Annotated in this window: 10 protein-coding genes; 3 read left to right on the forward strand and 7 right to left on the reverse strand. The window is 47.9% G+C overall.

Features of this window, described 5'->3' with window-relative positions; genetic code table 11:
* Positions 1 to 81 precede the first annotated feature (81 nt).
* Both IT233_13410 and IT233_13415 read left to right on the forward strand, forming a co-directional pair.
* The gene (locus IT233_13410) at positions 82 to 1,791 is read left to right on the forward strand and encodes a gliding motility-associated C-terminal domain-containing protein (protein ID MCC7303632.1); all 1,710 of its coding nucleotides are present in this window, start codon (positions 82 to 84) and stop codon (positions 1,789 to 1,791) included.
* Positions 1,792 to 1,822: 31 nt separating this feature from the next.
* Entirely contained in the window at positions 1,823 to 3,877 is a 2,055-nt protein-coding gene (locus IT233_13415; GenBank protein MCC7303633.1) for a CotH kinase family protein, read from the forward strand.
* Here IT233_13415 and IT233_13420 read toward each other — a convergent pair whose 3' ends face one another.
* The 7 genes from IT233_13420 to IT233_13450 form a co-directional block, all read right to left on the reverse strand.
* Positions 3,878 to 5,164 carry a nucleotide sugar dehydrogenase gene (locus tag IT233_13420; GenBank protein ID MCC7303634.1) on the reverse strand — a complete coding sequence of 429 codons (1,287 nt, stop codon included), beginning with the start codon at positions 5,162 to 5,164 and terminating at the stop codon, positions 3,878 to 3,880.
* Between the two features lies 1 nt (position 5,165).
* Entirely contained in the window at positions 5,166 to 6,188 is a 1,023-nt protein-coding gene (locus tag IT233_13425; protein ID MCC7303635.1) for a Gfo/Idh/MocA family oxidoreductase, read from the reverse strand.
* Positions 6,185 to 6,760, reverse strand: a complete 576-nt coding sequence (locus IT233_13430; GenBank protein ID MCC7303636.1) for an N-acetyltransferase — start codon at positions 6,758 to 6,760, stop codon at positions 6,185 to 6,187. Before IT233_13430 ends, IT233_13425 begins: the two co-directional genes overlap by 4 nt.
* A 61-nt stretch (positions 6,761 to 6,821) precedes the next feature.
* Entirely contained in the window at positions 6,822 to 7,868 is a 1,047-nt protein-coding gene (locus IT233_13435; GenBank protein ID MCC7303637.1) for a hypothetical protein, read from the reverse strand.
* A gap of 41 nt (positions 7,869 to 7,909) precedes the next feature.
* Complete coding sequence (locus tag IT233_13440; protein MCC7303638.1) at positions 7,910 to 8,179, reverse strand: acylphosphatase; 270 nt, start codon at positions 8,177 to 8,179, stop codon at positions 7,910 to 7,912.
* A 65-nt stretch (positions 8,180 to 8,244) separates the two neighbouring features.
* Complete coding sequence (locus IT233_13445) at positions 8,245 to 10,506, reverse strand: T9SS type A sorting domain-containing protein (GenBank protein ID MCC7303639.1); 2,262 nt, start codon at positions 10,504 to 10,506, stop codon at positions 8,245 to 8,247.
* Between the two features lie 158 nt (positions 10,507 to 10,664).
* Entirely contained in the window at positions 10,665 to 11,657 is a 993-nt protein-coding gene (locus IT233_13450) for an SDR family oxidoreductase (GenBank protein MCC7303640.1), read from the reverse strand.
* 88 nt (positions 11,658 to 11,745) lie between these two features.
* Here IT233_13450 and IT233_13455 point away from each other — a divergent pair, with 88 nt between their 5' ends.
* On the forward strand, positions 11,746 to 13,491 hold the full coding sequence (locus IT233_13455; GenBank protein MCC7303641.1) for a DNA polymerase III subunit gamma/tau: 1,746 nt from the start codon (positions 11,746 to 11,748) through the stop codon (positions 13,489 to 13,491).
* Positions 13,492 to 13,640 lie beyond the last annotated feature (149 nt).

Raw genomic sequence — 13,640 nt, forward strand, 5'->3', positions numbered from 1 at the left:
TGAGGTAGTATTAATGCGGAATCAGGATGCCCTTTCCATCATTTTTTGCAACCTTTAACACCATTCACGTATCCTAATGAAATGAGGATCCTGTTATTATTGTTTCTTTCGGTCAGCGGGGTGCTTCATTCTCAGGCATGGGAATGGGCACTGAAGGGCGGTGGATATGGTGGAGACAAAGCCAATGATATTGCGTTGGATGAGAATGGCAATGTATACGTGGGAGGATTCTATAATTATCCTTCATCCTTCGGATCACTTCCCACCCCGGGCACGTTCGGAAAGGAAGGGTTTCTGATCAAGATAACCCCCAACGGAAACTGGGTGTGGCTGAACGCAGCCGACGGAGGCTGGGATGAGCGCGTGCTGGGTATTCATGTTGATACGGTCAACGGCTTTGTATATGCCACGGGTACATGCTGGTACAGTACGAATTTTGGCAGCTGCTCGTGGCCCTTGAATACCTTAGGGAGTTCTGATGAAATTTTCATTGCAAAATTTGATTATAGCGGTAACTGTATCTGGCTGCAGGGCGCCGGCGGCGATTCAGATGACCATGGCTATGATCTGGTTACAGACAAGGCGGGCAATATCTACCTGACAGGCTTTATCTCAGATGAGTACTGGACCGGATTCCCCGCCTACTTCGGGAATCTGCAGGCATTTGTTCCGCCTGGAGATTCCACGGCCTTTGTTGCGAAAATGTCGCCGTCCGGAAATTTTTTATGGGTAAAAACATTTGAAGCTATCGACGGGGAGCGCGATAACCGGATAGCCATTGATTCCGCTGCGAACATTTATATAACGGGCGGATTCTGGGGAACGAAAAACCTGGGTATGGGAAATGTGAGCTCCAACGGCGGAGTGGATATTTTCGTGACCAAGTTTGATTCCGCCGGAAACCAGCTGTGGGTAAGAACCACGGGAAGTTCCCTGAGTGACCGCGGGAATTCTATAACCGTTGATGAACATCAGTTGGTCTACATCACCGGTGAATTCAGGGATGAGGTCTGGTTCGGAACAGATACCATAAACAATCATGGCGGACCCGGCGGACGAGATATTTTTGTGGCCAAGATCACATCTTCCGGTAACTGGATCTGGGGAAAACGTGCCGGAAGTAACGGAGGCGGTGATCGCGGAAACCGGATTGTTGCTGATAAAAACGAGCATCTTTACATTACGGGGCAGACCAAAGGTACTTCCCACTTTGGCAATAATGTTACCCTCTATTGCGATCCTGCCGACAGCATACAGATCTTTGTCGCCGGTATGGATACCAACGGGAAATGGCGCTGGGCCGTGGAAGCCGGCGGACCGCTGGAAGACCGTGGTAACTCTATTGCCGTTGACGATTCCTGCAATCTGTACATCACGGGATATTTTCAGCAAACCGCTTATTTTGACTCCCTCTCAATTACTGTTTCCGCCCGGAGGGATGTGTTCATCGCATCGCTTGACAGCAGTTGCCATTACTTTATGACCCCGCCGGTAGATCCGGAACCGCCACCCCCTTCCTGTGAGATTGTTTTTCCCAACGTGCTGACTCCGAACGGTGATGGGAAAAATGACAAATTCTCTATTCCGGATTACTGTTACAAATCTGTCCATTATTCCGTTTATAACCGGTGGGGAGAGCTGATCAGCACTTCCACCTCTCCCTCCCTGCTTTGGGACGGAATGAACAAAGGAAAAAAAGTAAGTGAAGGCACTTACTATTATGTGTGTGCAACCACAGATAATGCCGGTCAACAAGCCGTGATCCGTGGCTTTCTTCAGATCTTTCACTGATCTTGAACGATTTAGTATCTTTACAGATACGATGCGAGCACTTCTTTTATTTCTATTTCCCGCAACGCTTTTTGCCCAGACCTTTAACGGAACAGGCGGACCGAGCTCCGACGATGGAAATAACAATGATTTTATACTCACGGTCACCGGGCTGAATCCGGCGATTCTGAACAACAGTTTCGGTTTGGTGGGAGCCTGCCTCACCATGACGCATACCTGGGATGCCGATATGGACGTAAAACTTATTGCGCCTGACGGAACACAGATTCAGCTGTTCACCGGCGTAGGTGGCAGCGGGGATAATTTTACGAATACATGTTTCAGCCAAACGGCGTCCACTTCTATTGCCAGCGGCAATCCACCGTTTACCGGCACCTACAAACCGATGGGGAACCTGGGAGATGCGAATAACGGACAGAATGGAAACGGAAACTGGATTCTGCGCTGCGTGGATACCTACCAGCAGGACCTGGGTAACCTGATCAGCTGGTCCATCACCTTTGGAAACAACCCTCCCCTTCCGTTCAGCTTCTCGCACAGCAATCTTCCGATTGTTGTTATCAACACAAACAATCAAACCATTCCCAATGAGCCGAAAATCAGTGCATACATGGGAATTATTTATAATGGCCCGAATCAAATCAATTCTATGAGTGACCCTCATAATCACTACGCGGGGGATATTGGCATTGAGCGGCGCGGAGCCTATTCGAATTCACTTCCCCAGAAGCCGTATAATATTGAAACCAGAACTTCCACCGGACTTAACCTTGACACCGCTTTGCTGGGAATGCCTGCGGAACACGACTGGTGTTTGATTGCCAACTACAACGATAAGGCCTTTGTCCGGAATACGCTTGCATATAAATGTTTCAGGGAAATGGGACACTACGCGCCAAGATCCGAATTTGTGGAAGTGGTTCTGAACGGTCAATATCAGGGAATCTATCTTCTCATGGAGAAGATCAAACGCGATAACAACCGGGTAGACATTGCCCGCCTGGATTCGTTTGAAAATACACTGCCGAATGTTTCAGGAGGATATATTCTGAAGAATGACTACTGGGATGCATCTAATTCCTGGTTATTAAATTATAATCCGATAGATCACCCCACCCTCCCCGTTCATCTCGTTTATTATTATCCCAAACCGGATGATATCACGGCCCAGCAAAAAACCTATATTCAGGGATTTATCAATCAGTATGAAAGTGTACTGTATGGCCCGAATTTCAACCATCCGGTAAACGGATACAGCCAGTACCTGAGCATCAACTCCTGGATAGATTATTTTATTGTGAATGAACTGGCCCGTAATGTAGACGGTTTTAAAAAGAGCTGGTACATGCACAAGGATATGGACGGTGTTTCACCCTCGAAGCTCAAAGCCGGTCCGGTGTGGGATTTTGACTGGGCCTGGAAAAACATCTGGGACTGCAACATTTTCCAGCAGACAAACGGATCCGGATGGTCACATCATATCAACGATTGCAATCCTGATGTGAATTCGAACGGCTGGTATATCCGGCTTCTCCAGGATACTCTTTTCAAGAATAAACTTAAGTGCCGCTGGACCAATCACCGTATGACCATGCTGGATACAAGCTACCTGTTCAGTTATATTGACAGTATTGCATTGTATCTCGACAGCGCGCAGCAGAGGCATTATTCAAAGTGGGGGCATTTGGGACTCAACAGCGGTGCGCCGGAGATTGGTCCGATCCCAACCACCTTTCAGGGAGAAGTGGATGCCCTTAAAAACTGGATTCGTCTCCGCATAACCTGGCTGGACAATAATATGTTCGGCACGCTCTACGGATGTTCCCTGATCGGTATTCCGGAAGAGGTTAGCGGAACGGGCTGGAGCATTTATCCGAACCCTGCATCCGGTATAATTTATATTTCTTCCGACACTGCAGAAGATTCCGGAGCATTCACTATCACAGATGTTTCAGGCAGAGAATGGATGCGAATCCAACCGGGCGGCGGGGAGCTCACTTTTGCCGTTTCTCTTTCACACCTTCCCTCAGGAATGTATTTCGTGAATTACGGAACGCGACCGGTAAAGCGCCTGGTAAAAATCTGATCAGAGACTCCAGTAGGTCAGCTGCTTTATCCTCTTCCTGTACATCCCTTTAATATCCACCAGCACTCCTTTGGTTCCGAGCATTTTCTTAAAATAATTCTCGTTCAGGTTCCTGTACTCCCTGTGCCCCACTGCTACAATCACCCCGTCATATTTCTTCCCGGGCCTGTTAAGAGAAAATCCATATTCGTGCAGCAGCTCATCGCTGTCGGCGTGCGGATCCACTACATCCACTTTCATGCCGTACGACTTCAGCTCCTTCACAATGTCAGCCACCTTGGAATTCCGGATATCGCTCACATCTTCCTTGAAAGTAGCCCCCATTATGAGAACTTTTGATTTAGACGGATTCTTTCCGGCGGCAATAATACGTTTAGCCATATTTTTGGCCACATAAAAACCCATGCTGTCATTCACATATCTTCCGCTGTTGATCACACGGGCATGGTAGCCCAGCGCCTCTGCTTTATGGGTCAGATAATAAGGATCGACCCCAATACAATGGCCGCCCACCAGTCCGGGATAGAATTTCAGAAAATTCCATTTCGTGCCGGCCGCTTCGAGCACATCATACGTGTTGATACCCATGCGGCCGAAAATAATAGACAACTCATTCATCAGGGAAATATTCACATCGCGTTGCGTGTTCTCAATGATCTTGGCAGCCTCTGCTACTTTAATGGAACTTGCCTTATGCGTACCGGCCTGTACAATAATTTCATACACCTTTGAGATTTCCTCCAGGCTCTCGGCATCACATCCGCTGACTACCTTAGTAATCCGGGTTATGGTATGCTCTTTGTCACCGGGATTGATACGCTCCGGAGAATAGCCCACTTTAAAATCTTTCTTGAATCGCAGTCCTGATTCCTCCTCCAGCACCGGTATACAATCCTCTTCCGTACATCCCGGATAAACGGTGGACTCGAACACCACATAATCTCCCTTTTTCAGGCATTTGCCCACAGTAGCCGAAGCGCCCAGCAAAGGCTTCAGGTCCGGCAGGTTATGCTCATCAATAGGGGTGGGAACCGCCACAATAAAAAAGTTTGCTTTTTTAAGAACCTGTAACGACGATGTGAATTCAATATCACATCCCTCGAACTCCTTTCTGCTAAGCTCCTGGGAAGGATCCATTCCTTTCTGCATCATCTTCACACGCTTCTCATTGATGTCGAAACCGATCACCTTTACCTTTTTAGCAAAAGCAAGTGCTATGGGAAGGCCGACATAACCCAGCCCCAGGACGGCAATCACTTTCTTTTTTCGTTTGATTTCGTTATACATATCAGCTCTTTCTGTCCGCTTTGCGGAATGAATAAATTCTCTCAATTATATCCACCACCTTCATTCCCTCCAGCGCATTCGTTGTTATTATATTTTTCCCTTTCAGCGCATCCACCACATTTTGAATCATGAGGTGATGATTATTGGCGGAGCCCTTATATGAACCGTAGTCGTTTGCCGGCGCAGTTTCAGCAAGCACCGGCAACTTATAATCCCTGATATGACAATACTCCACCTGATCCATATACTGACCTCCTACTTTCAGGCTGCCCTTGCTTCCGACCACGGATATGCTGCTCTCCATATTTTTATCCCAAACGGAAGTGCTGTAATTGATACATCCCATGCCTCCGTTAACGAAACGGAAATTCACAAATCCGGAATCCTCAAATTCCGTGAGCTCCCGGTGAGTGAAGTCACTGAATTTTGCCTGGATATCGGTGATATCCCCGAAAATCCAGTAGAGCAGATCTATCCAGTGCGAGAATTGCGTAAAAAGAGTTCCGCCGTCCAATTCCTGCGTACCTTTCCAGCTTCCCCGCTTGTAATACCGCTCATCGCGGTTCCAGTAGCAGTTGAGCTGCACCATAAAAACATCACCAATGATTTTCCGGGAAACTATATCCTTCAGCCAAACACTTGGGGGAGAATACCGGTTCTGCATCACACAAAAAACCTGTTTGTGGTTCTGCAGGGCTTTGTGCAGGATCTGTTCACAATCCTGCCGGTGGAGGGCCATTGGCTTTTCCACCACCACATGTTTGCCAAGATCGAGCAGTGCCTTGCTTTGAGAAGCGTGAAGGCCGTTCGGGGTACATACACATACCACTTCAATTTCCGGATGCATTTTCAACATTTCCTCCACAGAGGAATAAAAGGGTTCCTGAAGAGAATCCAGTCCCAACGATGCTTTAGGTGCATTATCGCAAACGGCTACCAGTTCACAATCCGGATTGCGTCGAATCATTTCAGCATGTCGCTTACCGATATGACCTTGCCCCGTAACGCCAAATTTAATTTTCATGCCCCTTTTTTTACTGTTCCGCTCTCCAGGCGATAGATTTCCTTAGACTCGGGGCATTCTGCCTTTCCGGACGCATCAAAGTTCAGGCGGTGTCCGAATTCACTCATCCACCCGATCTGTGTTGCCGGGTTTCCGACCCAAAGTGAATACGCAGGCACATCCCTGGTGATCACGGCACCTGCACCGATGAATGCATAGGCCCCGATATCATGTCCGCAAACAATGGTAGCATTCGCCCCGATGGTTGCACCTTTCCCAACATGAGTTTTAGAATATTGATTCCTCCGCACCACTGCGCTGCGCGGGTTTGTGACGTTTGTAAATACCATACTCGGACCCAGGAAAACATCGTCCTCGCACGTGACTCCGGTATAAATGGATACATTGTTCTGCACTTTCACATTCTTGCCAAGTACCACACCCGGGGATATCACCACGTTCTGCCCGATGTTGCAACGGTCGCCAATCACACAATCCGGCATAATGTGCGAAAAATGCCAGATCTTCACCTCACTACCGATGTGGCAGCCCTCGTCAATAACTGCTGTTGGATGTGCAAAATAGGAAGACATAACTATCAGGAAATGAGGTGCAAAGGTACGAAAAAGTATTATACCTCCGTTTTAGTGCAGCCTACTCCCCGGTTTGCTCCGCCGCTTTCCTTTCCATTTTCTTTCTGGCCCGCAATGCGTTGGAATACTCCAGACCTTCTTTCATCCCCATTTCTGTATAACAAGCTTCCGCCATTTTAATTGCTTTATCCAGTTCTCCCATCACTTCATAGTAAACGGCGATGTTATACATGCAGCGCTTTTTCTCCTTGGTGCTGCTGGAACTCACATGCTTATTCCAGATACCCAGTGCATCATCCCACTTGCCCAGATCTGTATAACGGCTGGCAGATTTCAGTGCAGCGCTCCCGCGTGTGTACACCTTCCGGTGCAGGGTGAGCGGATGGGGAGAAAGCCCGTACCCGTAGGTACTTCCGCAATAACGCAGGGCACGGTTCATGGATTCCTTGGCGTTAGACATCATGGAAAGAACCATCAGGTCCGAAATTTTATCCTTCCCGAAGTCCCAGTTAATTTTCGCTGTAAATTCATCCAGTAAGTTCGAACCATCCGCAGGGTAGATCCTGAAGCCGCCTTTTACCACGGCCATCAGTGTATAAGTTGGAGCGCCGCCGGACATGATAGTAGACATCCCTATTCCTACCACATTGAACGTAGCCGGAGTTCCGTTCGCCTTCGAAACCACATCCAGGTTGATGGTCTCCAGCGAAACCACCATGTCTACACCATACCGTGTACAAAGGCTATCAATGAAAGCGGGAGCAAAAGGTTCTGCAAACTGCTGATTGCCGGTTCCCATAAATGTCTTCTCTGTGAGGATCTGGACTTCATACGCTTTGAGGGAATTGGACATTTCGCTGGAAAGTCCGTTCAGGATTTCGAACGATACTTTCGGATTTCGCTTAGACCAGTCGCCGGTAAGGATTCGCTCCATTTTGTTTGTTGAAGCATATTTAGGGTCTTCGGCAGTACGATTGATCAGGAGTACCTTTTTGAATTGCTTAGGGATATTCACCGCCGATGGTTCCACCGTATTGATCCGGACAGAAGAATTGCAGGAAGCCAGGATAAGGGAAGCCGGAATGAACAGGAGTAAAATTCGTTTCATATGATGCTGTTTGGGGTAATATTAGCAAAAACCATGCAAAACTACCGGAGGATAGCAAAGCCTGCGTAGTTTTTAAGCATACCTGTTTCACTGATCACCTCGGTCACCTCCGCTTTCGCCGGTCCGATGATGCACCAGTCTATCAGTTTTTGAATTGCATCCTCGCTTCCTTCCGCCTCAATATATACGTCTCCGTTAAAATCATTGCGCACCATTCCGTTGAGACCGAGTTTCAGCGCCTGCGACTGGGCGCTCACCCGGAAATAGACACCTTGTACTTTGCCCTTGATTCTTATCTGCGTATGAATCATCATCCAAAGGTAGCGGAAAAAAAAGAGCCCTCCGAGGAGGGCTCCTGATCGTAATATCCCAGAAATTATCTGCTTATAATCACCTTTTTCACAAAGGAATTTCCCCCGGCCTGCAAACGCAGGAAGTAGACGCCGCCGGGAAGTGCGGAAATATCAGCAGTTACCGGTATTGGTGATGTGCTTCCCTTTCCGTGATATATTTCCATCACCTTTTTTCCGGTTACATCCGTCAACTCCATTTCCGCCGTTTCGCTGGCGGGAATCATGGCCATTATGTAGAGATGATTATTGGCCGGCGTAGGATACGCTGTGAGATGGAGCGTTACCGCTCCGGCAGAAACAACTCCCGTGAGTGGAAGCACCTCCACGATTCCGAAATACGGCACTTTATTATAAGCTGTAACGGCCACATGAATGGTATCCGGAAGGGTAACGGCAGGGAAAGTGATTGTTGCTGTTCCTCCGGAAATTGTTCCCACACCCAGAATATTTCCATTCAGGGTGAGCGCAACGCGTGCCCCATCGGTATTGGAATTAACCACCAGCTGCGTTACGCCTACGTTTTCGGTAAGAACGTGGCTGGCCGTGAGGGTCGACTGCATGTCTGTACGAACGAAAAGGGATGGATCACCAAAGGTGGTCCATGTATCGGTCATATCCATTCCGGAAGTACCGTACGCATCATTCATTTTCATACAACCGTTCATTGCGATGCCGGTGAAAGTGCGCTTGATATTGCTCTGATAGGTCTCCGTTAGAATAGCATTCATCTCGTCCATTCCTTCCATGGGTTCGTTCCAGTACTGGTTAATGGTAGACATCAGCGTACCTACTGCGCCGGCAGGAGCACCATTATTATCTGTGGCCCGCAGCCATTTTTCAGCAAAACATGTATTACCGACGAAATCGCCGTTTACGCAGGCTACAGAAAAAATAAATGGATATTTATCTGTGTTATTCAGCGCATCCACATCCGCATTTGAAAAACCTGAACTGACCCAGCTGTTGGCACTTCCATGCCCGGTATAGTTAATGATTCCCACTCCGGAGCTGATCACGGAAGACACCATGGATGGTGTGGGATTTCCGGAAGCGTCTCCGCCGCCCTGTGAACCGTCGTACAATTCCGCCACGGTGGAATAGGTATAGTTCATCAGCTGGGTCCGAATATTCCTGATATGCTCATAATCCATTTCATTGTCGTCTCCCGGCCCCTGATCCGAAGCGATGCCCAGCCCATTTTCGTACCAACCTGCGCTGAGCTGCGGAAACTGCTCGTAGCGAATTGTACGATTCACCATTGTGCTAACATCACTCACACTCTCGGCCGAAAAACGTCCTACCAGAATGTCGGGATACCTGTCGTTCCCTACCAGGTATGAATATCCGTTATCGGAATCACCACTGGCAGAAAAATACATACTGGCAACATGCTGTGCATCTCCAACCAGTAAAAGAAATGTAAGTCCGTTAGAGTTATAATAGTTCTCTACATAATTCTTGATCGCGGTGGCATTATTTCCCACCGTTGCGATATCCACCATGGTCACCGGAATTCCGATTTTCTTTTTCCAGTTTATAAAAGGCTGCATGGCATTCATGTACTGCCCGTAACTGATGATCAGCATATTTCCATATTCACCCAGCGGTGTATACTGAATCTGGTAATCGTGATTCAGGAACTGGTTGCGGTAGATTTGGCTGAACTCCATTCCCTCCACCCTGTCATCGCCTGTGCGAACTAATGGATTCGATCCGTTGTTATCTACGCGTTTCACCCTTACCACTATCTCATCATACACACGAAGCACCTTCGTAACCGGATTATACTGGAAGGGATACAGCTGAACAGCCTGGCCCCTGACGTCACGCACAATATAGGGTTCACCCAGCGATCCTAATGTACCCGGAAAAAATGCGTTGTGTGAATAAACAACCCCCCGGTTAAACGGAACTTCTGAAGGATTCGTATTGCGCAAAAGAGTTCCTTTTGAAGGAGCGATTTCAATCCCCGTCAACTCCTTGTAACTGGTGGAAACTACTTCTAGTTCCGTATGTGAAAGGTCGCCTATGGCCAGAGAAAAAGTAACCTTTGGAAGGTTGGGGGCTCCTTTTACCAGCATGGGGGTGCCATTCTCTATCTGAATAATGTAGGCCAGACCCTGCGGAGTTTTCACTCCCTTCAGATCATATCCCTTCATGGTCAGCTTTACAATATCTCCTTCGGCAGACGAGGATAACAGTTCAACTCCCTGAGATTGCTTTCCTGCAAAAGCCAATGAGGCGCATGCAAGGAAAAAAGAAATCGTGAGTAGCCCTTTTTTCATATGAATTGGTCTTTGGTTACGACGAATGTACCAAACGGAAAAACAAAAACAAAGCTTATCTTTTCAATACAGGAGAGCGGGCAAATATAACTCGTTAATTATCAACGAATTAAATGAAATAATTAATCCTGTCGGAGTCTGTAATGCGGTTCAGAAAATTACTTCTTAAAGCCGGAGAAGTCTTTATGCTCCACCTTTTCAAGATCCTCTCTGCTCAGGGACTTAAAATAGGTGTACGTGATCTTGAGTCCCTCTGCGCGTTTAATCTTTGGTTCCCAGCCAAGAAGTTTTTTAGCCAGGGTGATATCCGGTTGTCTCTGCCTGGGGTCGTCCGTGGGAAGAGGCCGGCTCACCAGTTTTTGAGTAGTTCCTGTAAGACGGATTATTTCCTCTCCGAAATCACGAATAGAAATTTCATCGGGATTTCCAATGTTCACCGGGCCTGAATAATCGGAGAGCAGGAGGCGATAGATTCCTTCTACGAGGTCATCCACATAACAAAAGGATCTCGTTTGCGATCCGTCGCCGAACATAGTCAGATCTTCTCCTCTGAGCGCCTGTCCGATAAATGCGGGAAGCACCCGGCCGTCGTTCAGGCGCATTCTGGGACCATAGGTGTTGAATATTCTGACGATTCGGGTTTCCAGTCCGTGAAAATTATGATAGGCCATGGTGAGTGCCTCCATGAACCGCTTCGCTTCGTCGTAACAGCCGCGTGGTCCAACAGGGTTTACATTTCCCCAGTAATCTTCCGTTTGCGGATGAACCTGCGGATCTCCGTAAACTTCGGAGGTAGAAGCAACAAGGATGCGGGCCGATTTCGCTTTGGCAAGACCGAGTAGGTTATGCGTACCCAGTGAAGAAACTTTAAGGGTCTGGATGGGAATTTTGAGGTAATCGATCGGGCTGGCCGGACTGGCGAAATGCAGAATGTATTTTAGTGCTCCGGGAACATGTACGAATTTGGAGACATCGTGATGATGAAATTCAAAATCCGGCAATTTCATCAGGTGCTCGATATTCCTCAGGTCACCTGTGATCAGGTTGTCCATTCCCAGCACATGATATCCCTCATGTATGAACCTGTCGCAAAGGTGGGAGCCAAGGAAACCGGCAGCACCGGTGATCAAAACACGGTCTTTTTCCTGCATAAGGGCGAAAATACGCAAAAATGTACCATCAGGAATTGTTGAAAAGATGCATTGATACGGCACGTAAAGTCAATTATATTTGTTCCCCATGTCAGATTTTATTGTCAGTGCCAGGAAATACCGTCCGGCCACCTTTGATACGGTGGTAGGCCAGGGTTCCATTACCTCCACGCTCAAGAATGCCATCAAAAACCATCACCTGGCACAGGCTTTTCTCTTTTGCGGTCCGCGCGGAGTAGGCAAAACAACTTGTGCAAGGATTCTGGCAAAGACCATTAACTGCTTTTCACCCACGCCCGCCACGGAGGCCTGTAATCAATGTGAGAGCTGTAAAAGTTTTAACAGCGGCCAGTCGCTGAACGTGTATGAACTTGACGCCGCCTCAAATAATTCGGTGGACGATATCCGTGCGCTGATCGAGCAGGTGCGTTTTGCTCCGCAGCTCGGACAATACAAAGTGTATATCATTGACGAGGTACATATGCTGAGTGCCGCGGCCTTCAACGCTTTTCTTAAAACGCTGGAGGAACCTCCGAAACATGCAATTTTCATTCTTGCCACCACGGAAAAACACAAGATCATTCCGACCATTTTATCCCGCTGTCAGATTTTTGATTTTTCCCGCATCCGCATTGAAGACATCGCTAATCATTTGTTATTTGTTGCAAAATCGGAGGGTATAGAAGCCGATCCGGAAGCGCTGCATCTCATTGCACAGAAGGCCGATGGCGCCCTCAGAGACGCGCTTTCCATCTTTGACCAGCTGGTCTCATTCGCAGGTCAGAAAATTACTTATCAGGATGTACTGAACAACCTGAACATCCTTGATTATGATTATTATTTCAGCATTGTCCAGCACCTGCTGGAAGGTAACATTCCCAAAACGCTTCTGCTCTTCGATGATATCCTCCAGAAGGGATTCGACGGTCATCATTTCGTAAGCGGACTGGCCGGACATTTTCGCAATTTGATGGTATGCAAGGACTCCTCCACGCTGCAGCTGCTGGAAGTGGGTACGCAAACAAAAGACAAATACCGCCAGCAATGCACGGTAACGTCTGTACCATTCATAATGAAAGCCCTGGACGCACTCTCCAGAACAGACGTGGGATATAAGACGGCGCGGAATCCCCGTTTGCTGGTGGAGTTGACGCTCATGCAGATTGCATCGATCAACCAGGTAGCTGCCGCTCCGGAAAAAAAAAAGCCTGAACTAAAAGAGGAAAAAAGCGGCGAACAAGGATCCGGGGCTGAGCATCAGGGCAAGAAAAATGAAGTGTCTGCCGGTTCACTACACGAAACTCAGGCGATAACGGCTTCAGAAAGTTCAGGAAGCAAGGAGGAGAAGCAGCCGGCAGCGAAAAACACCTTTAAATCTTCCGCTTTCTCCCTTCATTCTCTCATGGGAGAGAAGAAAAAAGAAGAACAGAAGATCCGGCCGGAAGAGGTGCTGGTTCAGATGACGGAACCGGTAACACAGGAACAGCTGGAGGAGAAGTGGGCATATTATGCCGACCTCATGAAGCAAAATAACAAGATCAACCTTTTCTCTACGCTCACCAACCGTAAACCGGTTCTGCGTGAGGATATGGGAATTGCCTTCGACATTGACAACAAGGTTCAGGAGGAAGAGATGCTGAATGAAAAACCGGAGATCCTGGCTTTTCTGCGCAAGGAACTGAAAAATTCAGGCCTTCACCTGATCCTGAACATTACCCGGAATGAAGCCGATAAAAGGCCCTATACTCCCTCCGAAAAGTTCAAAAGAATGGCCGAAAAAAACCCGCTTCTCCACCGCCTGAAGCAGGAGTTCGACCTCGACATCGAGTATTGATTTCCTAAGGGAATCTCCCCTGAATCAGCTATATTTGGCCTCCTAAAATTTCTACTTATGAGACGATTCATTTCTCTTGTTCTCCTGCTGACTTGTTCCACTGTCTTTTCTCAGGTTGCGCCGAAAAAACTTACCACCCATACCACCCC

Source organism: Bacteroidia bacterium, assembly GCA_020852255.1.
Taxonomy (GTDB): Bacteria; Bacteroidota; Bacteroidia; order JADZBD01; family JADZBD01; genus JADZBD01.